At 67.0% G+C, this 25,577-nt stretch carries 26 protein-coding genes; 16 read left to right on the forward strand and 10 right to left on the reverse strand.

Annotated features, from left to right (window positions below):
- The first annotated feature begins 157 nt into the window (after positions 1-157).
- Together ROV95_RS17295 and ROV95_RS17300 are read left to right on the forward strand one after the other, a co-directional pair.
- Positions 158-364 carry a DUF6229 family protein gene (locus ROV95_RS17295; protein WP_010484314.1) on the forward strand — a complete coding sequence of 69 codons (207 nt, stop codon included), beginning with the start codon at positions 158-160 and terminating at the stop codon, positions 362-364.
- Between the two features lie 80 nt (positions 365-444).
- On the forward strand, positions 445-3,342 hold the full coding sequence (locus ROV95_RS17300; RefSeq protein ID WP_134735421.1) for a type 2 lanthipeptide synthetase LanM family protein: 2,898 nt from the start codon (positions 445-447) through the stop codon (positions 3,340-3,342).
- Positions 3,343-3,363: 21 nt separating this feature from the next.
- Here the strand turns inward: ROV95_RS17300 and ROV95_RS17305 are convergent, their stop codons facing one another.
- Together ROV95_RS17305 and ROV95_RS17310 are read right to left on the reverse strand one after the other, a co-directional pair.
- Positions 3,364-3,927: a response regulator transcription factor gene (locus ROV95_RS17305; RefSeq protein WP_005409063.1), complete on the reverse strand. Its 564-nt coding sequence runs from the start codon at positions 3,925-3,927 to the stop codon at positions 3,364-3,366.
- The gene (locus ROV95_RS17310; RefSeq protein WP_312545474.1) at positions 3,924-5,150 is read right to left on the reverse strand and encodes an ATP-binding protein; all 1,227 of its coding nucleotides are present in this window, start codon (positions 5,148-5,150) and stop codon (positions 3,924-3,926) included. The genes ROV95_RS17305 and ROV95_RS17310 overlap by 4 nt, the downstream gene beginning before the upstream one ends.
- A 114-nt stretch (positions 5,151-5,264) precedes the next feature.
- Between ROV95_RS17310 and ispG the strand changes: the two genes are divergently transcribed.
- From ispG to ROV95_RS17325, 3 genes are all read left to right on the forward strand, one after another.
- Positions 5,265-6,530 (forward strand): flavodoxin-dependent (E)-4-hydroxy-3-methylbut-2-enyl-diphosphate synthase, encoded by a 1,266-nt coding sequence (gene ispG / locus ROV95_RS17315; protein ID WP_019661189.1) that lies wholly within the window; start codon positions 5,265-5,267, stop codon positions 6,528-6,530.
- Positions 6,511-7,260 (forward strand): phosphatase PAP2 family protein, encoded by a 750-nt coding sequence (locus ROV95_RS17320; protein ID WP_058980273.1) that lies wholly within the window; start codon positions 6,511-6,513, stop codon positions 7,258-7,260. Before ispG ends, ROV95_RS17320 begins: the two co-directional genes overlap by 20 nt.
- A gap of 200 nt (positions 7,261-7,460) precedes the next feature.
- Positions 7,461-8,108: a response regulator gene (locus ROV95_RS17325; RefSeq protein WP_312545475.1), complete on the forward strand. Its 648-nt coding sequence runs from the start codon at positions 7,461-7,463 to the stop codon at positions 8,106-8,108.
- Positions 8,109-8,427: 319 nt separating this feature from the next.
- On the opposite strand, the gene eda is transcribed toward ROV95_RS17325, so the two are convergent.
- The 5 genes from eda to zwf form a co-directional block, all read right to left on the reverse strand.
- Positions 8,428-9,087: a bifunctional 4-hydroxy-2-oxoglutarate aldolase/2-dehydro-3-deoxy-phosphogluconate aldolase gene (gene eda / locus ROV95_RS17330; protein ID WP_312545476.1), complete on the reverse strand. Its 660-nt coding sequence runs from the start codon at positions 9,085-9,087 to the stop codon at positions 8,428-8,430.
- 290 nt (positions 9,088-9,377) lie between these two features.
- Positions 9,378-11,294: a phosphogluconate dehydratase gene (edd, locus tag ROV95_RS17335; RefSeq protein ID WP_312545478.1), complete on the reverse strand. Its 1,917-nt coding sequence runs from the start codon at positions 11,292-11,294 to the stop codon at positions 9,378-9,380.
- A 58-nt stretch (positions 11,295-11,352) separates the two neighbouring features.
- A complete protein-coding gene (gene pgl / locus ROV95_RS17340) occupies positions 11,353-12,075 on the reverse strand; it encodes a 6-phosphogluconolactonase (protein WP_312545479.1) in 723 nt (240 codons plus the stop codon).
- Entirely contained in the window at positions 12,072-13,079 is a 1,008-nt protein-coding gene (gene glk, locus ROV95_RS17345) for a glucokinase (protein ID WP_019661196.1), read from the reverse strand. Before glk ends, pgl begins: the two co-directional genes overlap by 4 nt.
- Positions 13,076-14,512, reverse strand: coding sequence for a glucose-6-phosphate dehydrogenase (zwf, locus tag ROV95_RS17350; RefSeq protein WP_019661197.1), 1,437 nt, complete (start codon positions 14,510-14,512; stop codon positions 13,076-13,078). The genes glk and zwf overlap by 4 nt, the downstream gene beginning before the upstream one ends.
- A gap of 353 nt (positions 14,513-14,865) precedes the next feature.
- Between zwf and ugpC the strand changes: the two genes are divergently transcribed.
- Positions 14,866-15,948, forward strand: a complete 1,083-nt coding sequence (gene ugpC, locus ROV95_RS17355) for a sn-glycerol-3-phosphate ABC transporter ATP-binding protein UgpC (RefSeq protein ID WP_019661198.1) — start codon at positions 14,866-14,868, stop codon at positions 15,946-15,948.
- A gap of 159 nt (positions 15,949-16,107) precedes the next feature.
- Here ugpC and ROV95_RS17360 read toward each other — a convergent pair whose 3' ends face one another.
- The gene (locus ROV95_RS17360; protein WP_134730656.1) at positions 16,108-16,983 is read right to left on the reverse strand and encodes a folate-binding protein YgfZ; all 876 of its coding nucleotides are present in this window, start codon (positions 16,981-16,983) and stop codon (positions 16,108-16,110) included.
- Positions 16,984-17,022: 39 nt separating this feature from the next.
- Between ROV95_RS17360 and ROV95_RS17365 the strand changes: the two genes are divergently transcribed.
- From ROV95_RS17365 to ROV95_RS17410, 10 genes are all read left to right on the forward strand, one after another.
- Positions 17,023-17,193 carry a DUF1674 domain-containing protein gene (locus ROV95_RS17365; protein ID WP_005409075.1) on the forward strand — a complete coding sequence of 57 codons (171 nt, stop codon included), beginning with the start codon at positions 17,023-17,025 and terminating at the stop codon, positions 17,191-17,193.
- Between the two features lie 56 nt (positions 17,194-17,249).
- Entirely contained in the window at positions 17,250-17,642 is a 393-nt protein-coding gene (gene sdhC, locus ROV95_RS17370; protein WP_005416132.1) for a succinate dehydrogenase, cytochrome b556 subunit, read from the forward strand.
- Positions 17,639-18,025 (forward strand): succinate dehydrogenase, hydrophobic membrane anchor protein, encoded by a 387-nt coding sequence (gene sdhD / locus ROV95_RS17375; protein WP_005409077.1) that lies wholly within the window; start codon positions 17,639-17,641, stop codon positions 18,023-18,025. The genes sdhC and sdhD overlap by 4 nt, the downstream gene beginning before the upstream one ends.
- Before the next feature lie 31 nt (positions 18,026-18,056).
- Positions 18,057-19,847, forward strand: coding sequence for a succinate dehydrogenase flavoprotein subunit (sdhA, locus tag ROV95_RS17380; RefSeq protein ID WP_014036803.1), 1,791 nt, complete (start codon positions 18,057-18,059; stop codon positions 19,845-19,847).
- Positions 19,848-19,913: 66 nt separating this feature from the next.
- Entirely contained in the window at positions 19,914-20,699 is a 786-nt protein-coding gene (locus tag ROV95_RS17385) for a succinate dehydrogenase iron-sulfur subunit (protein WP_005409079.1), read from the forward strand.
- 98 nt (positions 20,700-20,797) lie between these two features.
- The gene (locus ROV95_RS17390) at positions 20,798-21,046 is read left to right on the forward strand and encodes a succinate dehydrogenase assembly factor 2 (protein WP_019661201.1); all 249 of its coding nucleotides are present in this window, start codon (positions 20,798-20,800) and stop codon (positions 21,044-21,046) included.
- On the forward strand, positions 20,997-21,446 hold the full coding sequence (locus ROV95_RS17395) for a hypothetical protein (RefSeq protein ID WP_021202023.1): 450 nt from the start codon (positions 20,997-20,999) through the stop codon (positions 21,444-21,446). Before ROV95_RS17390 ends, ROV95_RS17395 begins: the two co-directional genes overlap by 50 nt.
- A gap of 23 nt (positions 21,447-21,469) precedes the next feature.
- Positions 21,470-22,711, forward strand: coding sequence for a lipoprotein-releasing ABC transporter permease subunit (locus ROV95_RS17400; RefSeq protein ID WP_019661203.1), 1,242 nt, complete (start codon positions 21,470-21,472; stop codon positions 22,709-22,711).
- On the forward strand, positions 22,704-23,417 hold the full coding sequence (lolD, locus tag ROV95_RS17405; protein ID WP_019661204.1) for a lipoprotein-releasing ABC transporter ATP-binding protein LolD: 714 nt from the start codon (positions 22,704-22,706) through the stop codon (positions 23,415-23,417). The genes ROV95_RS17400 and lolD overlap by 8 nt, the downstream gene beginning before the upstream one ends.
- A gap of 188 nt (positions 23,418-23,605) precedes the next feature.
- Positions 23,606-24,055: a DUF6491 family protein gene (locus tag ROV95_RS17410; RefSeq protein ID WP_021202024.1), complete on the forward strand. Its 450-nt coding sequence runs from the start codon at positions 23,606-23,608 to the stop codon at positions 24,053-24,055.
- A 67-nt stretch (positions 24,056-24,122) separates the two neighbouring features.
- Here ROV95_RS17410 and ROV95_RS17415 read toward each other — a convergent pair whose 3' ends face one another.
- Together ROV95_RS17415 and mutY are read right to left on the reverse strand one after the other, a co-directional pair.
- Entirely contained in the window at positions 24,123-24,392 is a 270-nt protein-coding gene (locus ROV95_RS17415; protein WP_019661206.1) for an oxidative damage protection protein, read from the reverse strand.
- A gap of 5 nt (positions 24,393-24,397) precedes the next feature.
- Positions 24,398-25,522, reverse strand: a complete 1,125-nt coding sequence (gene mutY, locus ROV95_RS17420) for an A/G-specific adenine glycosylase (RefSeq protein ID WP_312545483.1) — start codon at positions 25,520-25,522, stop codon at positions 24,398-24,400.
- Positions 25,523-25,577: the final 55 nt, after the last annotated feature.

Below are 25,577 nucleotides of genomic sequence, written 5' to 3' on the forward strand. Positions count from 1 at the left end.
CGCATGGCGTGCCAATGCAGTGTGCATGGGCGGCTGTACCTGTCACCCAGTATCGCTCGCAGCATGATGTTGATGCCAGGGACTGGCCGTATCCGAAGGGACGTGGAATCGATCCATGTCCTCAACGCCTCATGTTGTGAATGACAGGAGATTGCGAATGGATCTGAATGACGACGTTGTGTCCGGCTGGCTCAATGGCTCGGACGATGTGGATGGGTGCGCCAACCCTGCGGGTTCGCTGTTCATCTACGGTGCGGCAGCCACCGAAGCGGCCCTCACCGGGGCTTCGGACACCATGATCACCGGTGGCACCAACGAGTGCACCACCACGGTATCGGTGATCAACCACTGCCTGTGTTGCTGATGTAGCCCGTGCCGGCACGCAGAGGCATGCAGCTGCGTGCCGGCGACTGGAACAGACTTTTGAATCTTGCAGGGGGCGTAATGACCGCTTCTCCGGCTGCGGCCGCGTTTGCGCGCATCACCGAACATTTCCTTGCCCAGGCGCGCGCTGCGCTGGCTGCCGGCCTGCATGATCCCGCCATTGCCCTGCAGCCCGGCGAACGTGCGCTGCTGCATTCGCAGGGCGAGGCGGCGCTGCATGAGCATGCCCAGCTCAAGCTCAACCGCGTGCTGCTGCTGGAGCTGCACGCCGCTGCACGCAGCGGTGACATCGGCCCGCTTGACAGTGCTGGTGCGCTGGACGAATTCGTTGCCCTGGCCACGAGCGAGGGCTTCCGCGCGCATCTGCAGCAACGTTATCCGGTACTGCTGCCGCGCCTGACGCGCATGCTCGAAGGACAATGCGCGGCCGTGGTGGAGCTCGCTGCACGCATCGGCAGTGATCGTGTTGCGTTGGCCGAGTTGCTGGGTGCGCCGGCGGGCACGCTGCATGCGGTTGCATTGGGCCGCGGTGACCTGCACGGTGGCGGCCGCACCGTGGCACGGCTGCAGTTCGAAGGCGGCACGGTGATGTACAAGCCACGCTCATTGCGCATCGATGCCACGCTCGATGGCCTGTTGTCCGCGGTCTTCGGTGACGCCCCTGACCGCGTGCGCGTGCCGAAGGTGATCGATCGTGGCAGCCACGGCTGGGCTGCATTCGCCGCGCATCGCTATTGTTCCGGCGAGGCTGAACTGCGGTGCTATTACCGCGGCCTCGGCCACTGGCTGGCCATCCTGCGCCTGATCGGTGGCACCGACATCCATCTGGAGAATCTGATCGCGGTCGGGCCGGTGCCGGTGGTGGTCGACGCCGAAAGCGTGTTCTGCCGGGTAATCGAAATCGAGCCATCAGGGCTTGGCGATGCGTACGACACCGCCGTCAAGCTGATGCGCAATTCAGTGCTGCGTACCGGAATCGTGCCGTTCCGTACTGCCGGCCTGGGCATGGAGGGCGTGGACCTGTCTGCAGCCGGCGCGCTGCCCGGCGAGCAGCCACGGGTGCAGGTGCCGGTGATCGTCGACGACGGGACCGAACCGGCCCGGTTGGGCATGGTCGAGGCCGAGGTCTCCATTGCGCAGAACCATCCCAGCGCACAGCCCGATGTGTCGTTGTACTGGGACCACATCAGCGAGGGCTTCATCGACGCCAGTGGGCGTCTGCGCGCGCTGGACGCGAACGGCGAACTGATGCCGCTGCTGACGGCCTTCGAAGGCTGCCAGGTGCGGGATGTACGGCGGCCGACAATGGCCTACGCCGAGCTCGGGCGGATGCTCTGGCATCCAGCATCGCTTCACAACGAAGCTCGGGCGGTTGAGCGCGCGATCGACCTGCTGGTGCGGAATGCGGCGGTGTCGCCCGCTGCGCCATCGGACCTGGAAACCGTACGCGGAGAGGTCGATGACCTGCGCCACGGTGACATTCCGATCTTCGCATCGCAGCTGGACGCGGCGCGTATCCACTCCGTCGTCGCCAACTGGCGCGCGATGCGGATTGACCTGGAAGACGTGACGATCCGCAGCACGCTGGTCGCCACCGACCTGAACCAGCATGCACTGGCCCGAGCCGAGGCCCGGTCCGGCTACAGCTATGCAGCACGGCATCCGCGCGCCGACGACCTGGACGCACGCCGTCGCACGCTGGCCACGCGCGCGGTGGAAAGCCTGCTGCGGCTGGCGGTGCACGGCGAAGACGGCTCGATGACCTGGATCACACCTGAAGTGACGCGTACCGGATGGACCGTCCAGCCGGTGCAGCCAGACCTGTACTTCGGGCTGGGCGGCATCGCTTTCGCACTGGCAGCCTATCGCCACGAAGTGGAGCAGGGGCGTGCCGATCCGGTGGCCGGGCTGGATCCGGCCATCGAGGGCGCCCTTGCGGTGTTCCAGACCCTGTGCGAGCGGCACCCCGCCGAAATTGACGGTGGATTCGTCGGAACCGGTTCGCAAATGTGGGCATTGCTGGCATTGCACGACCTGTTGCAGCGACCGGCGCTGCTGGCGCTGGCAGAGCGCTGCGCGGAAGCCGCGGAGCATCGCGGTTTCCAGCAGGCGGCAAAGTTCGAACTGATTGATGGTGTGTCCGGCATGATCCTGCCGTTGCTGGCGCTGGCTGAAGCCACCGGCAACGCACGCTGGCTGGAACTGGCGGCCGCAGCGGGACGCCGCATGCAGGACGCTGCGATTGTCGACGCAGACGGTACGCGCTGGCCGACGCCACAGTTCAGCGAGCCGATCGGTGGTTTTGGCCACGGTGCGATGGGCATGGGCTGGGCGCTGGCACGACTGGCCCGCTCCGAGGCTGGCAGCGTGCCCGAGCGGGCCGCATGGCGGCGGCTGGCCGAAGGAGCATTTGCATTCCAGGCAGCCCTGTTCGAGCCACATACCGGGCACTGGCGGGACATCCACCTGCAGGATGGGCAGAAGAACTTCCCGACCTGGTGCCACGGCAGCGTGGGCATCGGCCTGGCGGCGGCGGACCTGTATGCCCGCACCGGTGATGCCGCGCAATTGCGCGACATGCGTCGCGCCGTGGCCGATGCGCGCGGCAAATGGGGGTTCAGCCACACCCTGTGCCATGGCGATGTGTCCACCCGGGAACTGCTGGTGCTGGCCGCTGCGCTGGATCCGGCAGGGTGTCCCTATCCGCAGGACGAGGCCGCCATCGAGATCATTTCTTCGATCGAGGAGCACCAGGGGATGGTTGGCGGCCTCACCCGCGCGGCCTTTACCCCGGGCCTGATGATCGGCCTGGCGGGTTCGATCTACGGCTTCCTGCGCATGCATCCGGCCTGCGTACTGCCATCGCCGCTGCTGCAGGAGACGATGGCCACGCGGGCCGATGCGTGTGCGGTGCGCTCCAGCGCCGCGCAGGACCGGCCGGCGCTGGTCGAGGCCTGAGCCGGACCGGTCCGTCAGCGATCAACGGCTCGGATCGCGTTCCGGGCTCGGCCGCTTTGCCAGCTTGCGCTGCAGCGAACGCCGGTGCATGCCGAGCAGGCGTGCCGCTGCGGACACGTTGCCGCCGGTCTCGTGCATCGCCTGCTGGATGTGTTCCCACTGCAGGCGGCTGATCGGTGTCATCGCGTCCGGCACTTCCATTTCGCCATCGTCGGCCGGGCCGTCGTCTTCCTCGCCAAGCGCGCGCAGGATCATCGGTACCGTGGCCGGCTTCGGCAGGTAATCGTCGGCCCCCAGCTTGATCGCCTCAACGGCAGTGGCGATGCTGGCGTAGCCGGTCACCAGCAGGATACGCATGTCCGCGCGCAGCGCGCGCAGCGGCTGGATCAGCGCCAGGCCGGAATCGCTGCCCAGCTTCAGGTCGATCAGCGCGAACGCCGGCGGATGCTGGCGGGCCAGTGCCAGGGCACTGGCGGCATCCTGTGCGGTCTGTGTTTCCAGGCCCTTGCGGGCCAGGCTGCGCTGCAGGGTGCGCAGGTACAGCTCGTCGTCGTCGACCAGCAGACCAAGGGTTGAGGCGCTCATGGGGTTTCCTCGCGTGGGGCCAGCGGCAGGCGGAAGCCGACGCGGCTGCCGGCCCCCTGGGCCGGGCGCATCCACATCTCGCCGTCGAGGCGTTCGATGGTGGCATGGGACAGGGCCAGGCCGACGCCCATGCCCTCGCTCTTGCTGCTGCCGAACAGCTTGCCCGGCAGCACGGCGGCACGGGCGTCGAAACCATGGCCGTAGTCGCGGACTTCGCCGATCAGGTCGTCGCCTTCGATGCGCAGGTCCAGATCTACCCGTGGCCGCCCGGCCTGTTCGCCGGCATCTGCGGCATTGTTGAGCAGGACCATCAGCAGATGGCCCACGCCCGGATCCAGTGGTAACCGCAGCGGCGCATCGTCATTGCGATGCAGGTCGATGGTCGGCCGCACCAGGCGCCACTGTTCCAGTACCTGCTGGGCGCTGGAGTGGCTGCGGCCCGGTCCGTCGGCCGAGGCCGGTGCGGCCAGCGCCAGCACGCGTTCCCGGCACTGCACCAGCAGTTCGCGCAGGGTCTCCATGTCTTCGCGCACTTCGGGCTCTTCGCTGCGCTCGGCGACGTCATCGGCAAGCAGGGTCATGGTTGCCAGCGGCGTGTTCAGTTCATGCGCCACGGAGGCGGCATGGGTGGCCAGGGCGACGATGCCTTCGTTGCGGGCGAAGCGTTCCCTGAGTGCCGACAGTTCCAGTTCGCGCTGTCGCAGCGCCAGCGCCAGGCGGGTGGAGAAGGTCAGCACGACCGCTGCGGAAATGAGGAAGTTGGCGACCACGCCCCAACGGTTGAGGTCCTGCGCGCGGAAATAGCCGTCCGGCAGCGGCTGGCCGAAGATGCCGCTGGCGGCGTAGCCGAGCAGGCAGGCCAGGGCCACTGCCAGTGCCCAGCGCAGGGGCAGGGCGAAGGCGGCCAGCGCGATCAGGATCAGGAACAGTGAACTGAACGGGTTGGCCATGCCGCCGCTCCAGCCCACCATCCAGGTCAGGATGATCACGTCCACCAGGATATGGCCGAATGCGGTCAGCGGGGCGGTGTCGGCCGCTTCCGGGCGCAGCTGGGTGTAGATGTTGAACAAGGTGAGCACGGCCACGCCGGCCCATAGTGGCAGCTGGGGCAACGGCAGGCCCAGCACCCAGCTGGCGACCAGGATGGTGGCGGCCTGGCCGCCTACGGCAAGCCAGCGCAGGCTGCACAGGGTACGGAGGAACGGGGCGTCGGGACCGGTCATTCATGCTCATCGTATGCGTTCACGGGCGCGCGTGCCTGCGACAATCGGCCGCAGCCGTGCCGCCGGCTGAATGCGAGTCACCCCGAATGCGGGAGCGGGCGGTAGAATGCGCCCATGCACGACGCCGTGACCCGCCCTACGCCTCCCTCCGATGCCACCTCCTGGCCCCGCCGCCAGACCCATGCCGTGCAGATCGGCGGGGTCACCGTAGGCGGAGGCAAGCCGGTAGTGGTGCAGTCGATGACCAACACCGACACCTCCGACGTGGCTTCCAGCGTCAAGCAGGTGGCCGAGTTGTGGCGCGCGGGTTCGGAAATGGTGCGGTTGACCGTCAACACCGTGGAAGCGGCTGCGGCGATCCCGCGCATCGTCGACAAGCTGGCGATGATGGGTATCGACGTGCCGCTGATCGGTGACTTCCATTACAACGGCCACCAGCTGCTGACCGCCGAACCGGCGTGTGCCGAAGCGCTGGCAAAGTACCGCATCAACCCCGGCAACGTCGGCTTCGGCAAGAAGAAGGACCTGCAGTTCGCGCAGTTGATCGAGTTTGCGATCCGCTATAACAAGCCGGTGCGCATCGGCGCCAACTGGGGCTCGCTGGACCAGGCCCTGGCGGCGAAGCTGATGGACGAGAACAGCCTGCGCGAACAGCCCTGGGATGCCGGCCGCGTGCTGCGCGAAGCGCTGATCCGCTCGGCCCTGGATTCGGCCGAGCAGGCGGTGGAACTCGGCCTGCCGCGCGACCGCATCGTGCTGTCGGCCAAGGTCAGCGGCGTGCAGGAGCTGATCGCGGTATACCGCGACCTGGCCCAGCGCTCGGATTTCGCCCTGCACCTGGGCCTGACCGAAGCCGGCATCGGCAGCAAGGGCATCGTCGCGTCGGCGGCGGCGCTGGGCGTGCTGCTGCAGGAAGGCATCGGTGACACCATCCGCATCTCGCTGACCCCGGAACCGGGCCAGTCGCGCACGCAGGAAGTGATTGTCGCCCAGGAACTGCTGCAGACCACCGGCCAACGCGCCTTCACGCCGCTGGTCACGGCCTGCCCGGGCTGCGGCCGCACCACCTCGGAGTTCTTCCAGGAGCTGGCCAAGGTCGTGCAGAACCACGTGCGCGAGAAGATGCCGCTGTGGAAGATCCACCACCCGGGGGCGGAGAACATGACCCTGGCGGTGATGGGCTGCATCGTGAACGGGCCGGGCGAGTCGCGCCATGCCAACATCGGCATCTCGCTGCCGGGCACGGGCGAAACACCCGCAGCGCCGGTGTTTGTCGATGGCGAGAAGAAGGTGACCCTGCGCGGCGACAACATCGCCCAGGAGTTCGTCGCCCTGATCGACGACTACGTCGAACACACGTATGTCCGAAGCGCCGGATAAGCCTGCGATCCTCGCTGCACCGGAGTCCGCCTCCGGTTTCCGCCACTGGATGGCGCGCAATGCCTGGCGCCTGGTCCTGCTGTTCGGCGGCGTGCTGCTGCCGCTGGCTGGCTTCGTCGCCCTGGCGGACGAGGTGCACGAGTTTGAATCGTTCCATTTCGACGCGCCGCTGCTGTGGCAGATGCATGGCCTGCACTCGCCACTGCTGGACCGCTTCTTCGTGCTCATTTCCAAACTGGGCTATGAGTGGTTCCTGATCCCGGCCGACGTGCTGATCATCGGCGTGCTGCTGGGCTACCGGCGCTGGCGCGAGGCCACCTTCGTGGCGGTCAGCTTCGTCGGCTCGGCGCTGCTGAACATGGGCAGCAAGCACTTCTTCCAGCGCCAGCGCCCCAGCCTGTGGGAATCGATCGCGCCGGAATCGACGTTCAGCTTTCCCAGCGGCCACGCGATGGGCTCGATGACCCTGGCGGTGACCCTGGTACTGCTGGCCTGGAACACCCGCTGGCGCTGGCCGGTGCTGCTGCTGGCACCGGCATTCAGCCTGCTGGTCAGCGTCTCCCGGGTCTATCTGGGGGTGCATTACCCCTCCGATATCCTGGCCGGATGGTGTGCCGCGCTGGTTTGGGTGGTAGGGTGCTATCTGGTCATGTTCAGTCGCCGGCACCCTTGGCGGCATCATGGCACGCGGCCAGCGAAGGCCAGCGAAGCATCATCACAGGGGGATTGACGTGGATGCCCCGCGCGGGACGTCTACGTGATAGATCAGTTGTTTCGTTGCAGCAGGTTCTGCAAGACAGGGGGCAAGCACAACGCGCGGTACTGTGATGCGCAAGGCAGATTGCCGGGGCCGCATTCCGAACGCGCTTGCAGGGTATCGGCACCCTGCCTAGCTTGACCTGCAATGGCCGCATTCGAAGAGGTACGTGAATGACGATTCGAGTCTACCTGGTGGATGACCACGCGCTGGTCCGCACCGGGATGAAGATGATTCTGTCGGGGGAAACCGACATCGAGGTGGTGGGCGAAGCCGAGACCGGCGAAGACGCGCTGCGTGAAGTCCGCCAGCTGCTGCCGGATGTGGTGCTGTGTGACCTGCACCTGCCGGGTGTGAGCGGCATGGAAGTGACCGAGCGCATCGTGCGCAGCCACCGCAACACCCGCGTAGTGATCGTGTCGGTGCTGGAAGATGGCCCGCTGCCGAAGCGGCTGCTCGAAGCCGGCGCGGCCGGATATATCGGCAAGGGTTGTGATGCGCAGGAACTGCTGCGCGCGGTGCGTGACGTGGCAGGTGGGCGCCGCTACCTGGGCACCAGCATCGCGCAGAATCTGGCACTGTCGACGGTGGAAGGCAACGGTTCGCCGTTCGACAGCCTGTCGCCGCGCGAGCTGGAAGTGGCGTTGCTGCTGACCCAGGGCCTGCGCCAGGAAGATATCGCGCGGCGGCTGAGCCTGAGTGCGAAGACGGTGAACACGCACAAGGCGCGGCTGTTCGAGAAGATGGGGATCCACGACAACATCGCGCTGGCGCGGATGGCCAGGCAGTACGGGTTGGTGGATCCGGCGCGGCCGCTGTAACGGGTTTCGGCCAACGGCTGAGCCCCTTGCGGTGTGCGGCAGGATTCGTGGGGTTGGCCCTGCGGAGGGATTGCGCAGGGGACGCCGTGAATCCATCCCTGGAGGCTCGGTCGCGCCATCCATGGCGCTCACGCCCCTGCGCAATCCCTCCGCAGGGCCAAGGACGGTTTTCGTGCGCCGCCACCGCGGAATGAAGAAGGAAGAGCGGGAGCGGGTCGCGCTCTGGATGCTGGTCCTGTAGAGCTGAGCCATGCTCGGCTGCTTTCCATTCCGCTGGCGTGGAGCCGAGCGTGGGCTCGGCTCTACAGCTGCGTTGGGCTCAGTGGTCGCGAACGCGCTTGATGATCTTCGCGGCGTCGGCGGCGCTGGCGCGCACCTTGTCCCATTCGCCGTTGGCAATCCAGTTGCCCGGCACCATCCACGAACCGCCGATGCAGAGCACGTTTTTCTGCTCGAGGTATTCGGCGGCGGTGTTTTCGGTGATGCCGCCGGTCGGGCACAGCTTCAGGTCCGCCACCGGGCCGGCCAGTCCCTTGATCATCGCCAGCCCGCCCACGGCCGTGGCCGGGAACAGCTTGCACACGCGGAAGCCGCGGGCGTAGAGCGACAGCAGCTCGGTCGGCGTGGCCGCACCCGGCACCACCGGCAGCGGCGCAGCAGCCAGTGCATCGGCCAGCGCTGGCGGCGTGCCCGGGGTCACCAGGAAGTCCGCGCCAGCATCGATCGACTGCTGCATCTGCTCCACGGTCAGCACCGTGCCTGCACCCACCACCACATCGGGCAGCTCGCGCTTGAGCATCGCCAACGCTTCCATCGCCACCGGCGTACGCAGCGTCAGCTCGATCGCCGGCAAACCACCGTCCAGCAGCGCCGCACTGACCGCCCGCGCCTGGTCCAGCGTATGAACCGTCACCACCGGCAGGATGCCCGCCGCATGCAACAGCTCCGCCGCCTTCACCTGATGTTGTTCGATACCCATAGCTCTGCTTCTGCCTTTGCTGTCGAATTTGATTTTCAATGATCACTTCGCGGCATTGATGCGCCGGAGAGTGTCAGAAGGGCGCGGTCAGCCCCAGCCGGGACCGTGAGCGGCATGGATGCCGCGACCGAGCCCCCATGGGTGAGGGCGCTTTGCTTGCGAAGCACCGCTTTGCAAGCGCCCGAACGCCCAACCGCCAGCGGTTGGGCCGGCCCCGTAGGGGGTTTACGGCGTGTCCCGGCCAGGGCGCTCTACTGCCCAGGCCGGGAAGCCTGCCGCGGCTTTTCGCTTCAGGCGTCTTTCGCCTCATGCGGCGCTGCCGCCGCCGCGGCATCATGCCCCAGCTCGTACTCCGCGTCGTACTCCCACGGCCCGCCCTCGGCCGCCGCCGGACCGCACGAAATCGACATCGCTCCCTGGTCGGCCGGGCCCACCACGCGACGGTTGACCGCGAACAGATTGCGGCCCAGGTCATGCGCGGCCGGCGCAGTGTTCGGAGCCAGCGGACGCGCCGCCCATTCGGCCGGGTCCACCAGCACCTCCAGCGTGCCGGCCTCGCCGTCCAGCCGGATCATGTCGCCTTCGCGGACCTTCGCCAGCGGGCCGCCGCGCGCCGCTTCCGGCGTCACGTGGATCGCCGCCGGAATCTTGCCCGAGGCGCCGGACAGGCGACCGTCGGTGACCAGCGCCACGCGTCGGCCCTGGTTCTGCAACAGGCCCAGCAGCGGCGCCAGCGAATGCAGTTCCGGCATGCCGTTCGCACGCGGGCCCTGGTAACGCACCACCGCCACGAAATGCTCGGGCAGCAGGCCACCGGCGTGCAGCTTGTTCAGCACCTGCGGTGCATCGACCACCACGGCCGGTGCTTCGATCGTGCGGTACTGCGGCTTCACCGCCGACAGCTTGATCAGCGACTTGCCCAGGTTGCCGCGCAGCAGCCGCAGGCCACCCTGGTGTTCGAACGGATTGTCGACGCCACGCACCACCTCGTCATCGGCGCTGCGTTCCAGGCCCGGCAGATAAACCAGTTGGCCGTCGCGCAGCTGGGGTTCGCGGGCGTAGTCGGCCATGCCGCCACGGGCCACGCTGACCAGGTCGCCATGCATCAGGCCGGCCTTGATCAGCTCGCCGAACACGAACGCCGGGCCACCGGCGGCGGCGAAGCGGTTCACGTCGGCCTCGCCGTTCGGGTAGACGCGGGCCAGCAGCGGAATCAGCTGCGACAGCTCGTCGAAGTCGTCCCAGGTCAGCACGATGCCGGCCGCACGCGCCACCGCGATCCAGTGGATGGTGTGGTTGGTCGAACCGCCGGTGGCCATCAGCGCGATGACCGCGTTGATGATCGCGCGCTCGTCGATGATCCGGCCCAGCGGACGGAAGTCATCGCCCAGCGCAGTGATGTCCAGTGCACGTTCGGTCGCTTCGCGGGTAAGAGCGTCGCGCAGCGGGGTGCCCGGATTGACGAACGACGCGCCCGGCAGCTGCACGCCCATCGCTTCCAGCAGCACCTGGTTGGAGTTGGCCGTGCCGTAGAAGGTGCAGGTGCCGGCGCCGTGGTAGGAGGCCGACTCGGCTTCCAGCAGTTCTTCACGGGTGGCTTCGCCGGCGGCATAGCGCTCGCGAACTTCCGCCTTCTGCTTGTTGGGTATGCCCGGGGTCATTGGGCCGGCCGGCACGAACACCGCCGGCAGGTGGCCGAAGGCCAGTGCGCCGATCAGCAGCCCCGGCACGATCTTGTCGCAGACACCGAGGTAGACGGTGGTATCGAACATGTCGTGGCTGAGCCCGATCGCCGTCGCCTGCGCGATCACATCGCGCGAGAACAGCGACAGCTCCATGCCACCACGGCCCTGGGTGACCCCGTCGCACATCGCCGGCACACCGCCGGCCACCTGCGCGGTGGCGCCCAGCTCGCGGGCGATCTGGCGGATCTGCTCGGGATAGGTCTCGAACGGCTGGTGCGCCGACAGCATGTCGTTGTAGGCGGTGATGATGCCAAGGTTCGGTGTCACCCCACCGCGCAGGCGGCTCTTGTCGGTGCCGCCACAGGCGGCGAATCCGTGGGCGAGGTTGCCGCAGCTCAGGCGGCTGCGGAACGGGCCTTCGCGCAGGGAGGCGTCGATCGCGGCCAGATAGGCGGCGCGCGAGGCCGCGCTGCGGCGGATGACGCGCTCAGTGATGGCTTGCAGTTGCGGATGGAGGCTCATTGGCTACCGGCGTTCGTGGTGGCGAGAGGCAAGCGGCGGCGTGGCGCCGCCGCCGACATCAATCAGCCCAGTGGACGCGCAGGCGCGCGCCTTCCAGGTTGATTGCATTGAGGATCGGGTACTGCTGGGGGTCATTGCTGTCCAGTGCCTGGCGCAGTACCTGCAGCTTCTGCTTGCCGCGCAGCAGCAGCAGACGCTGGCGGCACTGGCGCAGGCCGTGCGGGGTCAGGGTGATGCGCAGCGGCCACTGGTTCGCGCCCGGGCAGCCGGTGGCATCCAGTGCCGCATAGGGCAGGGTGCTTTCCAGTGCACGGGCCAGGTCCTTCGAACCCGGGAACAGCGAGGCGGTGTGGCCATCGTTGCCCATGCCCAGTGCCACCAGGCTGGGTGGCTGGCTGTGCTGGGCCTGCAGGTTGGCGGTGTAGACGCACTCCGTCAGCGGCTTGCCGATCCGCACCAGCGGATCGAAGTGCGCACCCTCGGCACGCTTGAGCAGGTGCTCGCGCACCAGCCAGGCGTTGCTGTCGCGATCCTGCGGCGACAGCCACCGCTCATCGGCCAGGCTCACTTCCACCCGGTCCCAATGCACGTCCAGTTCGGCCAGTGCCTGGTATACCGGCGCCGGCGTGGTGCCACCGGAGAGCAGGATGCGGGCCCGGCCCACCTCATTGATGTCGTGGCTGAGGGTCTGCGCCATTTCGGCGGCCACCGCCTCGATCCAGCCATCGGCGTCGCCGTGCTGGATGAACTCGATGCGGTCGTCGTGGAAGGTGGGGCTCATGCGGCAACTCCTGGTGCGTCACGTTCGGCGTCGGCAGCATAGGCGGCAGCGCCCAGCAGTCCGGCGTGGGGATGCATCACGGCAAGCGATGGCACCCTCGCCATGATCGAAGAGAACCGCCCCTTGTGTTCGAAGCGCTGGCGGAAGCCGGAGTGCTGCAGTGAATCGAGCATCTTCGGGGTCAGGCCGCCCGTCAGGAACACGCCGTCCCAGGCGCCCTGGGTCAGTACCAGATCGCCGGCGATGGCGCCGAACACCGCGCAGAACACGTCCACGGTGCGCATTGCCTGCGGATCACCGTGCAGGGCACGCGCGGTCACGTCTACCGGCTGCAGCTGGCCGGGGTCGATGCCGGCCATCTCGCACACGGCGCGATGGATGTTGACCAGCCCGGGTCCGCAGATCAGGCGTTCGTTGGAGACGCGGCCGAACTGCTCGGAGAGGATTTCCAGGATGCGGATTTCTTCCGGTGTGCCCGGTGGGAAACTGACATGACCGCCTTCGGTTTCCAGCGGATAGCAGCGGCCGTGGCGCATGATCAGGCCACCGACGCCGAGCCCGGTACCGGGCCCGATCACCGCGTAGTTGCGCGGCTGTCCCGGCTTGCCCGGTACCCAGGCGGCGCCGCCGACCTGGACGACGTCCTCGGGCTGCAGCAGCGAAATCGCCATCGCCTGTGCGGCGAAGTCGTTGATCAGGTGCAGCTCGTCGAACCCCAGCATCGCGGCGGTGCGGCTGCGCGAGATCACCCACGGATGATTGGTGATGCGCGCCTCGTCACCGTCGACGCGGCCGGCCACTGCGAACACGCCGCGGCTGGCCGCAGCGCCGATCTGCTCCAGGTGGTGGCGCGCGGCATCACCCAGCGACGGGAATTCCGCCACCGCGTACTCGCGGATGCTCTCCTTGAGCAGCGGCGCGTCCTGCGAGGTGTCGGCCAGGGCGAAGCGGGCATTGGTGCCGCCGATGTCGGCAACCAGCACCGGCTGCGAGATGGCACTCATGCCGAGGCCCCGCTGTCCGGCGCGTCCACGCCCTGCGGCAGGAACTCGCCTGCATTGCTCGGGCCCCACTGGCCAGCAGGATACGGTTCCAGCGGCAGCTTGGCCTCCTTCCAGGCGTCGGCAACGCTGTCGATCCAGGCCCACGCTGCGCGCACTTCGTCGTCGCGCACGAACAGCGTGTGGTTGCCGTTGAAGGCATCCAGGAACAGGCGTTCGTAGGCGATGCGGCGGTGCAGGCCGGTCGGCACCGACAGTTCCAGTTCCAGCGGATGCAGTTCCAGGGCACCCCATTCCGGGCCGGCCAGGCTGCTCATCAGGCCCAGTTCGATGTTCTCCTGCGGCTGCAGCTGGAACACTAGGCGGTTCGGTGCGGCCTGCGCGCGCTGCGGGCGCTCGAACAGCCAGTGGGTGACCGGCTTCAGCGTGACCACCACGCGGGTGGTGCGCTCGGGCAGGCGCTTGCCGGTGACCAGGTGGAACGGCACGCCGCTCCAGCGCCAGTTGTCGATATGCGCGGTGACACCGGCGAAGGTTTCCACGTCGCTGCCTTCCGGCGGCTGGTAGGCCTGCGCCGGCTGGCCATTGATGGTGCCGGCGGTGTAGCGGCCACGGATGCTGTCACGCGCGGCGTGCCTGGCATCGAGCGGGCGCAGGGCCCGCAGCACCTTGACCTTCTCGTCGCGGATGCGGTCGGCTTCCAGCGAGGCCGGCGGTTCCATCGCCACCATGCACAGCAGCTGCAGGATGTGGCTCTGCACCATGTCGCGCAGCGCGCCGGAGCGGGCGTAGTAGGCGTCACGGCCGTCCACGCCTTCGCTCTCGGCCACCAGGATGTGCACCGATTCGATGTAGTTGCGGTTCCACACCGCTTCCAGCAGCGTGTTGCCGAAGCGCAGTGCGATCAGGTTCTGCACCGCGGCCTTGCCCAGGTAGTGGTCGAGGCGGAACACGCGGTCCTCGTCGATCCACTGGCCGATGGTGCTGATGATTTCCTCGGCGCTCTCGCTGTCGCTGCCGATCGGCTTCTCCAGCATCAGGCGTGCCGGCGCGGCGAGGGCGCCGCCCTTGGCCAGGCCTTCGCAGGTGGAGATGTACAGGCCCGGCGGAATGGCCAGGTAGCTGACGCACTTGCGGTGTACCAGGTCGGAGACGGCGGCGGCAACCGAGTCGACATCGCGCAGGTCCACCGAACGGTAGTCGATGCGGCGCAGCAGGGCAGCGATGTCGTCCTGCGTGGCCATCGGCATGGCCTGCTGCAGGCGCGGCCGGAGGATGTCATGGAAAGCTTCGGTGTCATGCCCGGACAGGGCCAGTGCGCGGATGCGGAAGTCCTCCGGCAGCAGGCCGTCGCCAAGCAGGCGAAGCAGCGAAGGGAACAGGTAGCGCTGGGCCAGATCACCTGTGGCACCGAACAGGAAGAGGGTGTCGTGCATCGCTCGAGTTTCAGATCCGGGTGACATCGTTGTCAATCGCTTCATGGCTGGGGTTCGGGGGACATCCGCGCAACTGCCTGTCCGAGGTTCGTCAGGGGCGATCTCCGGTGTTGCGGAAGATCGTTCCATTCGAAACCACTACCTCGGCGGAACCTTCGTTCAACCGCCGACGCAGATCGGTGCGCACCGATCATCGGATAGTGCCACGTGAAAACGTTTACATGGCAGAATGGGCAACTGTATTCGATTGCAGTGCTCGCCGTCATGCGGCAGGCGCGCAATCATCACTGCCATCGGGAGGGCCGAGGCAGTCCCAAAAGACAGCCCGGCTTCGGGCGGACCGGATAGGTGATATGGCAAAAGTGCAGTTGCAGGGTGTGCGCAAGGTCTATGACAACGGCCAGGTCGCGGTGAAGGACGCCACCTTCGAGGTCGCCGATGGCGAGCTGATGGTGCTGGTCGGACCGTCCGGCTGTGGCAAGTCGACCCTGTTGCGGATGGTGGCCGGCCTTGAAGAGATCAGCGGTGGCACGCTGACCATTGGTGATCGCGTGGTCAACGACGTGGCGCCGAAGGATCGCGACATCGCCATGGTGTTCCAGAGCTACGCGTTGTACCCGCACATGACCGTGGCTGAGAACCTGGCCTTCGGCCTGAAGCTGCGCGGGCATGACAAGGCGACCATCGACAAGCGCATTGCCGAGGCGGCGCAGACGCTGGGCCTGACCGAGATGATGGACAAGCTGCCCAAGGCGATGTCCGGTGGCCAGCGTCAGCGCGTGGCACTGGGCCGGGCGCTGGTGCGCGAGCCGGCGGTGTTCCTGCTCGACGAGCCGCTGTCCAACCTCGACGCCAAGCTGCGTCACAGCGTGCGTACCGAGATTGCGCAGCTGCACCGGAAGCTGGGCACCACCATGATCTACGTGACGCACGACCAGGTTGAAGCGATGACCCTGGGTCAGCGCATCGTGGTGCTGAAGGACGGCATCATCCAGCAGATCGATACGCCGATGGCGCTGTACGACCGCCCGGCCAACCTGTTCGTGGCTGGTTTCCTCGGCAGCCCGGCGATGAACGTGCTGCGTGGCACGCTGCAGGGCGATGCCGGTGGCGTGACCGTGGTCGACGGCCAGTGGCGTGCACCGCTGGGCCAGGCCACGATCGATCCGGCATGGCTGCAGAAACCGATCGCGGTGGGCGTGCGCCCGGAGCACCTGCAACCGGCTGCTGCTGATGATGCGCACGCGTTCATCGCGCGCATTGAGGGCATCGAACCGGTCGGCAACGAGATCTTCGTCAACCTCAGCAGTGGCCAGCATGCGCTGACCATGCGCGTGGCACCGCAGGCGTTGCCTGCGGTGGGCGATGACATCCGCGTGGCGATCCACCCGCAGGGCCTGCATTTCTTCAACGCAGAGAGCGGCGAGCGCCTGTAACGGGTAGCGCCGGCCGCTGGCCGGCAACCTCAACCCTGCATGGTTGCCGGCCAGCGGCCGGCACTACCATTCCTTCACCGAAGGCGTGCGGGCCAACGGTCCGCACCCACCGGGTCGGTCAGTAGATCCACGCCATGCGTGGATGAGGGCGCGTCAGATTCAGCGCGCCAATCCATCCAGCAGCGGCACGCGCTGCGCAATGGCATCACCCACCTGCAGCTCGGCGTCGCCAGCCTCCAGTGGCAGCACCGCCAGCGCCAGCTCGCCGGCCACGCTGGCGATTGTGCCCAGCGTCGCGCCGTCCTGCTGCACGCCATCGCCGGCACGTGCGGGTGCCGCGGTATGCAGCAGTTGCACCGCGCGCTTGGCCTTGCCGAGGAAATGGGTGCGGGCGACGATTTCCTGGCCGGGGTAGCAGCCCTTCTTCACGCTGTAGCCATTCAGGCGGTCCAGGCCCAGCTGCTGCGGGGTCCACACTTCGCGCTGGCTCTCTTCCAGCCGTGGCAGGCCGTAGCGCAGGTCGGCCTGGCGCCAGGCCAGGGCAAAAGCAGTCTCATCGGCTTCAGAACTGGCGGCGAACGCTTCGGCGCTGCCGATGCGCAGGGTGCGCGGCAGTGCATCACTGCCCAGGTCCAGCTCCCAACCCTCATCTGCGGCCTGCGCAATCGCCGCGCCGCTGGCGGCCTCGGGTGCGGTGAAGGCGCCGGCAGCTGCCAGATCGCTGCGCACCTGTACCTTCACCTTGCGACGGAACACGAAGCGCTGCAGTTGCGACGCAATCGCATCGGCATCGCCGTCGGCCAGCACCAGCATCACGTGATCGTCGGCCAGCCGGAGCAGCTGGAACACCGCCAGAGTGCGGCCCTTGGCACTCAGCCAGGCACTCCACTGCCAGTGCAACAGGGGCAGGGCGGTGACATCGCTGCTGAACTGGGCGTGGGCGAAGGCGGCCGCATCCGGGCCCTGCAGGCTCAGCAGCTGGTGGCCGGGCAGGCGCGGATATCCGACGAAAGCAGGGGGCAGGTTGTCAGGCACGTGAACGAGGTCTAAAATTTGTGCGTTGCGAGACCGAACATGATAGGCCAAACAACCCCCACTCCCGACGACGAATCTGAAGCCCCGCTGGTCCCTGCGGCACCCGTGCCCGTGGAGCAGGAAAAGGCAGAGGAATTCGGCGGCCGCGGCGGACTTGATCCGGTGCGGTATGGCGATTGGGAGAAAAACGGACGCTGCATCGATTTCTGATCAGCATTGAGCCAACGCGGCCACGTGCCGCCCAGCCGAGACAACGAGCCCAGCGAATGGCGACCAGACAACGCCCACTTTCCCCGCACCTTCAGGTGTATCGCTGGCAGATTCAGATGGCCACCTCGATCCTGCATCGAGCCACCGGCATCTTTCTGTCTGTTGGTGCCCTCATCATCGCTGCCGGCCTGCTGGCCCTGATGATGGGGCCCGAGTCCTGGAACTGCTTCACCGGCCATGCCGGGGCCTGGTATGGCCGCGTGTTCCTGTTCGCGTGGACATGGTCGTTCGCCTATCACCTGTGCAATGGCATCCGCCACGTGGTGCAGGACTTCGCCATCGGCTTCAGCATCCCGGCCTTCATCCGCAGCAGCTGGCTGTCGGTCATCGGCAGCCTGGTGATCACCCTGCTGGTGTGGGCCTATGTGATGTTCGGAGGTGCCGCGTGAGCAAGTTCCGTACCCCGTTGAAGAACGTGCGCGGCCTGGGCTCGGCCAAGACCGGCACCGAGCACTTCGTGCACCAGCGCCTGACCGCCGCCGCACTGGTGGTGCTGGGCATCTGGTTCCTGGTCTTCGTGCTGGGCCTGCTCGGCTCGGACTACGCGACCGCCGCCGCCGCCGTGGCCAAGCCGTGGAACGCGGTGCCGCTGATCGGCCTGCTGATCGCCATGTTCTGGCACGCGCAGCTCGGCATGCAGGTCGTGCTGGAAGACTACATCCACGAATCGCTGCTGGCCCTGGTGCTGCAGACCGCGGTGAAGTTCGTCGCCGTGCTCGGCATGATCGTCAGTGTGTTTGCGGTGGGCCGCATCGCCCTCGGCGTTGCCTGAGCCCAGGCACCTACACAGGAATCCAGATTAGATGTCCGCTTACAAGATCACCGAACACAAGTACGACATGGTCGTGGTCGGCGCCGGCGGTGCCGGCCTGCGCGCCACGTTCGGCCTGGCCGCCAAGGGCCTGCAGACCGTGTGCCTGACCAAGGTCTTCCCGACCCGTTCGCACACCGTTGCCGCCCAGGGCGGTATTTCGGCCGCACTCGGCAACATGGGCGAGGACGACTGGCGCTACCACTTCTTCGACACCATCAAGGGGTCGGACTGGCTGGGTGACCAGGACGCCATCGAGTACATGTGCCGTGAGGCCATCCCGGCCATCATCGAACTTGAACACTACGGCGTGCCGTTCTCGCGCACCGCCGAAGGCAAGATCTACCAGCGTCCGTTCGGTGGCATGACCACCAAGTACGGCGAAGGCCCGGCGGCGCAGCGTACCTGCGCGGCGGCCGACCGTACCGGCCACGCGATGCTGCACACCCTGTACCAGCAGTCGCTGAAGCACGATGCGCGCTTCATGATCGAGTACTTCGCGCTCGACCTGATCTTCGACGACGAAGGCGCCTGCCGCGGCGTGCTGGCCCTGGACATGTCCGATGGCACGCTGCACCTGTTCCGCGCCCAGGGCGTGGTGCTGGCCACCGGCGGCTACGGCCGTGCCTACTTCAGCGCCACCTCGGCGCACACCTGCACCGGCGACGGTGGCGGCCTGGCCATGCGTGCCGGCATCGCCATGCAGGACATGGAGTTCGTGCAGTTCCACCCGACCGGCATCTACGGCGCCGGCTGCCTGATCACCGAGGGTGTCCGCGGTGAAGGCGGCATCCTGCGCAACAGTAGCGGCGAGCGCTTCATGGAGCGCTATGCACCGCACTACAAGGATCTGGCCTCGCGCGACGTGGTCAGCCGTTCGATGACCATCGAGATCCGCGAAGGCCGCGGCGTCGGCGAGCACAAGGACCACATCCTGCTCGACCTGACCCATCTCGGCCCGGGCGTGATCGACGAGAAGCTGCCGGGCATCGCCGAGAGCGCCCGCATCTTCGCCGGCGTCGACGTGCACAAGCAGCCGATCCCGGTCATTCCGACCGTGCACTACAACATGGGCGGCATCCCGACCAACTACCACGGTGAAGTGGTGCAGAAGGTCGGCGACAACGACAACGCCGTGGTGCCGGGCCTGTACGCCATCGGCGAAGCGGCCTGCGTCTCCGTGCACGGCGCCAACCGCCTGGGCTCGAACTCGCTGCTCGACCTGGTGGTGTTCGGCCGTGCGGTGGCCAACCGCTGCGCCGAGACCATCAAGCCGGGCGCCGCGCACAAGCCGCTGCCGGCCGATGCCTGCGACAAGGCGCTGGGCCTGCTGGACAAGCTGCGCCACGCCAACGGCGATACCCCGACCTCGGTCATCCGCGACCGCATGCAGCGCACCATGCAGGCCGACGCGGCGGTCTTCCGCACCAGCCAGACGCTGAAGGAAGGCTGCGAGAAGATGGACAAGATCTTCGACTCGTTCCAGGACGTGAAGGTCTCCGACCGCTCGCTGGTCTGGAACTCGGACCTGATCGAGACCTACGAGCTGAACAACCTGCTGCTCAACGCGGTGGCGACGATCAACTCGGCCGAACAGCGCAAGGAAAGCCGTGGTGCGCATGCGCACGAGGACTATCCGGACCGCGACGACGTCAACTGGCAGAAGCACACCCTGGTCAGCGTCGACGAGAAGGGCAAGTGCAGCTTCGACTACCGTCCGGTGCACATGTACACGTTGACCGACGACGTGTCCGTGGTGCCACCGAAGCCGCGCGTGTACTGATCCGACCCCGCCTACCATGCAATCCGCGCCCACGGGCGCGGGCCGCCTGAGCCAACGAGAGCAGCCATGGCCGAGTTTTCACTCCCCAAGAATTCCAAGATCACGAAGGGCAAGCACTTCCCCGTCAAGAACGGCGGCAAGAATGTGCGCACCTTCAAGATCTACCGCTGGAGTCCGGACGACGACAGCAACCCGCGCACCGATACCTATGAGGTCGATCTGGATGCCTGTGGCCCGATGGTCCTGGACGCCCTGATCAAGATCAAGAACGAGATCGACCCGACCCTGACCTTCCGCCGCTCGTGCCGCGAAGGCATCTGTGGTTCGTGCGCGATGAACATCGACGGCACCAACACCCTGGCCTGCACCCGAGCCATCTCGGACTGCGGCAAGAAGGAAGTGCCGATCTACCCGTTGCCGCACATGAACGTGGTCAAGGATCTGGTTCCGGACCTGACCCACTTCTACGCGCAGTACGCCTCGATCAAGCCGTGGATCCGCACCCAGACCCCGGCACCGCCGGACCGCGAGCGCCTGCAGTCGCCGGAAGACCGCAAGAAGCTGGACGGCCTGTACGAGTGCATCCTGTGCGCCTGCTGCTCGACCAGCTGCCCGAGCTACTGGTGGAACGGCGAGCGTTACTTGGGCCCGGCAATCCTGCTGCAGGCCTACCGCTGGATCATCGACTCGCGCGATGAGGACACCGGTGCGCGCCTGGACGATCTGGAAGATCCGTTCAAGCTGTACCGCTGCCACACCATCATGAACTGCGCCCGCACCTGCCCGAAGGGCCTGAACCCGGCGCTGGCCATCGCCGAGATCAAGAAGCTGATGATGGAACGCCGCGCCTGATCAGGCCTGGCTGTACTTGGTAGAGCCACGCCGTGCGTGGCTGCACCACCTCAGTAGAGCCACGCCATGCGTGGCTTTGCTGTATCTGGAGAAGCACGATGGAAGAAGACGTTCTGCTGAAGAAGCTGCGCTGGCGCTGCCGCCGCGGCATGCGTGAGCTGGATCAGCTGTTCGAGCGCTATCTCGACCACGAATGGCGCACTGCGCCGACCGAAGAGCGCGAGGTTTTCCTGTTCCTGCTCGACTGCGAGGACGATAAGTTGTGGCGCTGGTTCATGGGCTACGAGGCCTGTCCGCATGCGCACGCGATCCCCCTCATGCAGAAGATCCTCACCCTCAAGCCTTGAGTGGCGCCCTTCGAGGCTGCAGGCCGCCGCTCAGTTGGCGGTGCTGCTGGCCGCACCCTGGCTGTTGCGCGCCTCGGATCTGCCTGCGCGGCTGCTGATGCCAGCGCTGCTGCTGGCCTGGGGCGTCGGCTTGGCCGAACTGGCCTGGCGCCAGCGCAGGCCACGCGTACAGGTGCTTCTTGCGCCGCTTCCCGAACCACTGCAGGTGGCCGGGCAGGACGTTGATACGCCACGGCTGGTGGTGCGTGGCCCATGGCTGTTGTTGCTGTGGTGTGAGGATCGGCGCCGCCGGCGCCTGCTGTTCTGGCCCGATGTGCTCGATTCCGGGCAGCGACGTGAACTGCGACTGGCCGTGGCCGCACGCGGCGTTTCCCGTCGGCCCCGGTCAATGGCACCATAAGCTGAATTGACTGGCGTGCCTGCATGTTCAAACCCATTCCCGTGGCGATCGGCCTGCGCTACCTGCGTGCCAAGCGCCGCAACGGCTTCATCTCCTTCATCTCGATGGCATCGATCCTGGGCATCGCGCTCGGCGTTACGGTGCTGATCACCACCTTGGCCGTCATGAGCGGTTTCCAGAAGGAAATCCGCAGCCGTCTGCTGCAGATGACCGCGCACACCACCATCAGCCGCGACGGCGAACCGATGCCGGACTGGATGCGGGTGGTCGACGTGGCCAGGAAGGATCCGCGTGTGGCCGGCGCCGCACCGTACATCGAGATCCAGTCGATGATCAGCGGCCCGCGCGTGCAGGGCGCGATCATCCAAGGCATCGATCCGGCGCTGGAGCCGAACGTCTCGGTGATCGACAAGAAGATCACCAAGGGCAGCTATGACAGCCTCAAGCCGGGCAGCTTCAACCTGCTGCTGGGCAAGGAGCTGGCGATCTGGCTGGGCGTGGACGTTGGTGACCAGGTGCTGGTGACCTTTGCCGAAGTGCAGGGCACGCCGGCCGGCGCGGTGCCGCGGATGAAACGCTTCACCGTCAGTGGCCTCTTCGAGGCCGGCTATAACGAGGTCGATCGCGGCGTCGGCTTCGCCAACATGCAGGACCTGGAGCGCGTGCTGCGCAGCGACGGTGCCACCGGCGTGCGCCTGAAACTGCACGACATGGACCGCTCGCTGGAGGTGGGCGTGGATCTTGCGCAGAACCTCGGTGGCGCCTACCGCGTAAGCGACTGGACCCAGCAGAATGCCAACCTCTACCACTCACTGCGCATGGAAAAGGTGGTGATGGGCATCCTGCTGTCGCTGATCATCGCCATGGGTGCGTTCAACCTGGTGTCTTCGCAGGTGATGCTGGTGACCGACAAGCAGGCCGACATCGCCATCCTGCGCACCCTCGGCCTGACCCCGGGTGGCGTGATGCAGGTGTTCATGGTGCAGGGTTCGCTGATCGGCATCTTCGGTACGCTGGCTGGCCTGATCGGCGGCATCACCCTGACCCTCAACCTGGAACGCATCCTCGGCGCCATCGAGAGCGTGTTCAACGTCAAGCTGCTGCCGGAGGATGTGTACTACATCACCGGCCTGCCGACCGACATGCAGACGGGCGACGTGGTGGCGATCACCGTGGTCGCGCTGCTGATGAGCTTCCTGGCCACCCTGTATCCCGCCTGGCGGGCAGCACGCACCCAGCCGGCGGAGGCCCTGCGTTATGAATAAGGTCTTCAACCGCGGCGACGAAGTGATCCGTGCCGAAGCACTGGGCAAGACCTACGCTGAAGGGCGCATGCAGACCCCGGTGTTCGATGGGCTGGACCTGACCGTGACCGCCGGCGAAACGGTGGCGATCATCGGTGCCTCCGGCGCCGGCAAGAGCACGCTGTTGCACCTGCTGGGTGGCCTGGACATTCCCACTGCCGGTGAGGTCTATGTGACCGGCCAGCGCATGTCGGCGCTGTCGGACACCGCGCGCGGCCTGCTGCGCAACCAGGCGCTGGGCTTCGTCTACCAGTTCCATCACCTGCTGCCGGAGTTCACCGCGCTGGAAAACGTGATGATGCCGGTGCTGCTGGCTGGCACCGCGGTGGCCGAAGCGAGCAGCCGGGCCACCATGCTGCTGGAAGCGGTCGGCCTCGGCCATCGCCTGGATCACAAGCCGGGCGAGCTGTCTGGTGGTGAGCGGCAGCGTGCTGCGGTGGCGCGGGCACTGGTCAATCACCCGGCCTGCGTGCTGGGCGACGAGCCTACCGGCAACCTGGATGACCGCACGGCGGCAACGGTGTTCGAGCTGATGCTTGAACTCAACCGCGCGCGCCATACCAGCCTGGTGCTGGTGACCCATGACCGCAGCCTGGCGCGTCGCCTGGACCGGGTGCTGGAACTGCGGGAAGGGCGCCTGCACGCACTGGCCCACGCCGACGTCTGAGGCGCTGGGCCCGCTTTGGTGGAAGCCGACCTGGGTCGGCTGCTCCTTCAGTGCAAGCGCCAAGCAAGGTTGGCGTCTACCGTGGTCCGGCCAGCAGCCGCCGACCGGCGGCTGAATGGGCTGCCGGTCGTCGCGCCAGCGTTGCGAGCCCGGGCGCATGATGGCGACAGTTCCCCGAGGAGATCGCCATGAAGACCCCGATCCTGCTGGCCGGCCTCTGCCTCGCCCTGGTCGCCTGCGCGACCACCGGCCGGCTCAGCAGCGCCGAGAAGCTTGACCTTTACCGCGCCCACGCCGGTGCGCCGCAGAGCGACATGCAGTTCTTCGGCACCCTCAATGGCTGGACCGAACTGGGCGACAGCGCACTGGCGGTCTGGACGCGCCCGAGCGAGGCCTACCTGCTGGAGCTGAGAGGCCCCTGCCAGGACCTGCCGTATGCCACCGCCATCGGCCTGACCAGCCAGATGAATCGTGTTTCGGCGCGCTTCGACAAGGTGCTGGTGCGCGACCCTACCGGTGGCCCGCGCATGCCGTGCTTCATCGACAGCATCCGCAAGCTGGATGTGAAGGCGCTGCGCGCGTCCGAGCAGGAGCTGCGCCAGGCGCAGGTGCAGGAGCGCGAGGAATCCGGGAAGTAAACGGGTAGCGCCGGGCCATGCCCGGCGGATTCCTGGACGCGGGGCATGGCCCGGCGCTACCGGCAGGTCAGGCTTCCGGAACGAAGCCAGCCGGCTTCTCTGCGTCCTTCTCGAACAGGAACTTGACCAGTTCGCCTTCAAGAAACGCACGATGCTCCGGGGTGCGCGGCGACAGCCGGTTCTCGTTGATCAGCATGGTCTGGTGCGCCAGCCATGCGGCCCAGGCCTGCTTGCCGATGTTGTTGAAGATGCGCTGGCCCAGCTCGCCGGGGTAGGGCACGAAGTCCAGGCCCTCGGCATCGCGTTGTTCGTACTGGCAGAAGACGGTTCGGGGCATGGCACTCACTCGTGGTTGCGGGATTTCTTGGAAGTTCGTTTTGGCGTCCTGATCGTGGCGCCGTCGAGCAGTTTGCGGATCGGCGCTGGCAGGCCCAATGCGGGTAGCTCGTCGTTGGCGACCCAGCGCAGCGTGGGTTCTTCCACGCGCAGGCCGCGCACCTTCCGTGACAATATCTGCAGGTGCAGCCTGTAGTGGCTGAAGGTGTGCTGCAGCACCGGCAGTTCCTCTGCATCTTCCAGCGAGCCGTCGACATGTGCGTCGAACCAGTCCTGCAGGTCGCTGCCGGCCTCCGCCTGCGGCAGCGTCCACAGCTGCGCCCAGATGCCGGTGTCCGGCCGCTTCTGCAGCAGCACGCGCTGCTGGGCGTCACGCAGCAGCAGAGCCACGGCTTCGCGCTCCGGCAGGGTCTTGCTGGGCTTGGGCGTGGGCAGTTCAGCGGTGCGGCCTTCGCGGCGTGCCACGCACGTGTCCTGCAGCGGGCAGATGACGCAGGCGGGCTTGGCCCGGCTGCATACGGACGCGCCCAGGTCCATTTGTGCCTGGGTGTAATCGGCCATGCGACCGGCCGGCACCTTCGCCACGTGTGCCTCGGCGATCGCCCATAGCTGCTTTTCGATGACTGGCAGGCCGGGGAAGCCGTCGATGCCGTGATAGCGGCTGAGCACGCGCTTGACGTTGCCGTCAAGGATCGCGAACGGGTCGTTCCAGGCCTGGCTGAGGATCGCGCCAGCGGTGCTGCGGCCAATGCCGGGCAGGGCATGCAATGCATCGAAATCGCGCGGCAGGTCGCCGCCGTGCAGTTCCACGCAGCGCTTTGCAGCGGCATGCAGGTTACGCGCACGGGCGTAGTAGCCAAGCCCTGCCCACTGCGCCATCACCGCGTCATTGCTGGCGGCGGCGAGGTCGGGCAGGGTCGGGAAGTCCTGCAGGAACCGCAGGAAGTACGGGATGACCGTGGTCACCTGGGTCTGCTGCAGCATGATCTCCGACAACCAGACCCTGTAAGGGCTGCGCGGGTGCTGCCAGGGCAGGTCGTGGCGGCCGTGGTCGTCGAACCAGTGCAGCAGGCGAGCGATGAAGTCGTCTTGCTGGGGGTTGTCGGCGCTGGCGTGCGGCTGGCGGGGCATGGGTGTTCCGGGGAAGGCAGCCACCCGTAGGGTGGCTCTACTGCATTGCGGTTGC

It is taken from the genome of Stenotrophomonas maltophilia group sp. msm1, assembly GCF_032025805.1.
GTDB classification, from domain to species: Bacteria; Pseudomonadota; Gammaproteobacteria; order Xanthomonadales; family Xanthomonadaceae; genus Stenotrophomonas; species Stenotrophomonas hibiscicola.

Excerpts from the sequence above, each read along its gene's own strand:
- ROV95_RS17295 (WP_010484314.1), top strand. The coding sequence starts at position 158 with ATGGATCTGAATGACGACGTTGTGTCCGGCTGGCTCAATGGCTCGGAC.
- ROV95_RS17300 (WP_134735421.1), top strand. The coding sequence starts at position 445 with ATGACCGCTTCTCCGGCTGCGGCCGCGTTTGCGCGCATCACCGAACAT.
- ROV95_RS17305 (WP_005409063.1), bottom strand. The coding sequence starts at position 3,927 with ATGAGCGCCTCAACCCTTGGTCTGCTGGTCGACGACGACGAGCTGTAC.
- ROV95_RS17310 (WP_312545474.1), bottom strand. The coding sequence starts at position 5,150 with ATGACCGGTCCCGACGCCCCGTTCCTCCGTACCCTGTGCAGCCTGCGC.
- ispG (WP_019661189.1), top strand. The coding sequence starts at position 5,265 with ATGCACGACGCCGTGACCCGCCCTACGCCTCCCTCCGATGCCACCTCC.
- ROV95_RS17320 (WP_058980273.1), top strand. The coding sequence starts at position 6,511 with ATGTCCGAAGCGCCGGATAAGCCTGCGATCCTCGCTGCACCGGAGTCC.
- ROV95_RS17325 (WP_312545475.1), top strand. The coding sequence starts at position 7,461 with ATGACGATTCGAGTCTACCTGGTGGATGACCACGCGCTGGTCCGCACC.
- eda (WP_312545476.1), bottom strand. The coding sequence starts at position 9,087 with ATGGGTATCGAACAACATCAGGTGAAGGCGGCGGAGCTGTTGCATGCG.
- edd (WP_312545478.1), bottom strand. The coding sequence starts at position 11,294 with ATGAGCCTCCATCCGCAACTGCAAGCCATCACTGAGCGCGTCATCCGC.
- pgl (WP_312545479.1), bottom strand. The coding sequence starts at position 12,075 with ATGAGCCCCACCTTCCACGACGACCGCATCGAGTTCATCCAGCACGGC.
- glk (WP_019661196.1), bottom strand. The coding sequence starts at position 13,079 with ATGAGTGCCATCTCGCAGCCGGTGCTGGTTGCCGACATCGGCGGCACC.
- zwf (WP_019661197.1), bottom strand. The coding sequence starts at position 14,512 with ATGCACGACACCCTCTTCCTGTTCGGTGCCACAGGTGATCTGGCCCAG.
- ugpC (WP_019661198.1), top strand. The coding sequence starts at position 14,866 with ATGGCAAAAGTGCAGTTGCAGGGTGTGCGCAAGGTCTATGACAACGGC.
- ROV95_RS17365 (WP_005409075.1), top strand. The coding sequence starts at position 17,023 with ATGATAGGCCAAACAACCCCCACTCCCGACGACGAATCTGAAGCCCCG.
- sdhC (WP_005416132.1), top strand. The coding sequence starts at position 17,250 with ATGGCGACCAGACAACGCCCACTTTCCCCGCACCTTCAGGTGTATCGC.
- sdhA (WP_014036803.1), top strand. The coding sequence starts at position 18,057 with ATGTCCGCTTACAAGATCACCGAACACAAGTACGACATGGTCGTGGTC.
- ROV95_RS17385 (WP_005409079.1), top strand. The coding sequence starts at position 19,914 with ATGGCCGAGTTTTCACTCCCCAAGAATTCCAAGATCACGAAGGGCAAG.
- ROV95_RS17390 (WP_019661201.1), top strand. The coding sequence starts at position 20,798 with ATGGAAGAAGACGTTCTGCTGAAGAAGCTGCGCTGGCGCTGCCGCCGC.
- ROV95_RS17395 (WP_021202023.1), top strand. The coding sequence starts at position 20,997 with ATGCGCACGCGATCCCCCTCATGCAGAAGATCCTCACCCTCAAGCCTT.
- ROV95_RS17400 (WP_019661203.1), top strand. The coding sequence starts at position 21,470 with ATGTTCAAACCCATTCCCGTGGCGATCGGCCTGCGCTACCTGCGTGCC.
- lolD (WP_019661204.1), top strand. The coding sequence starts at position 22,704 with ATGAATAAGGTCTTCAACCGCGGCGACGAAGTGATCCGTGCCGAAGCA.
- ROV95_RS17410 (WP_021202024.1), top strand. The coding sequence starts at position 23,606 with ATGAAGACCCCGATCCTGCTGGCCGGCCTCTGCCTCGCCCTGGTCGCC.
- ROV95_RS17415 (WP_019661206.1), bottom strand. The coding sequence starts at position 24,392 with ATGCCCCGAACCGTCTTCTGCCAGTACGAACAACGCGATGCCGAGGGC.
- mutY (WP_312545483.1), bottom strand. The coding sequence starts at position 25,522 with ATGCCCCGCCAGCCGCACGCCAGCGCCGACAACCCCCAGCAAGACGAC.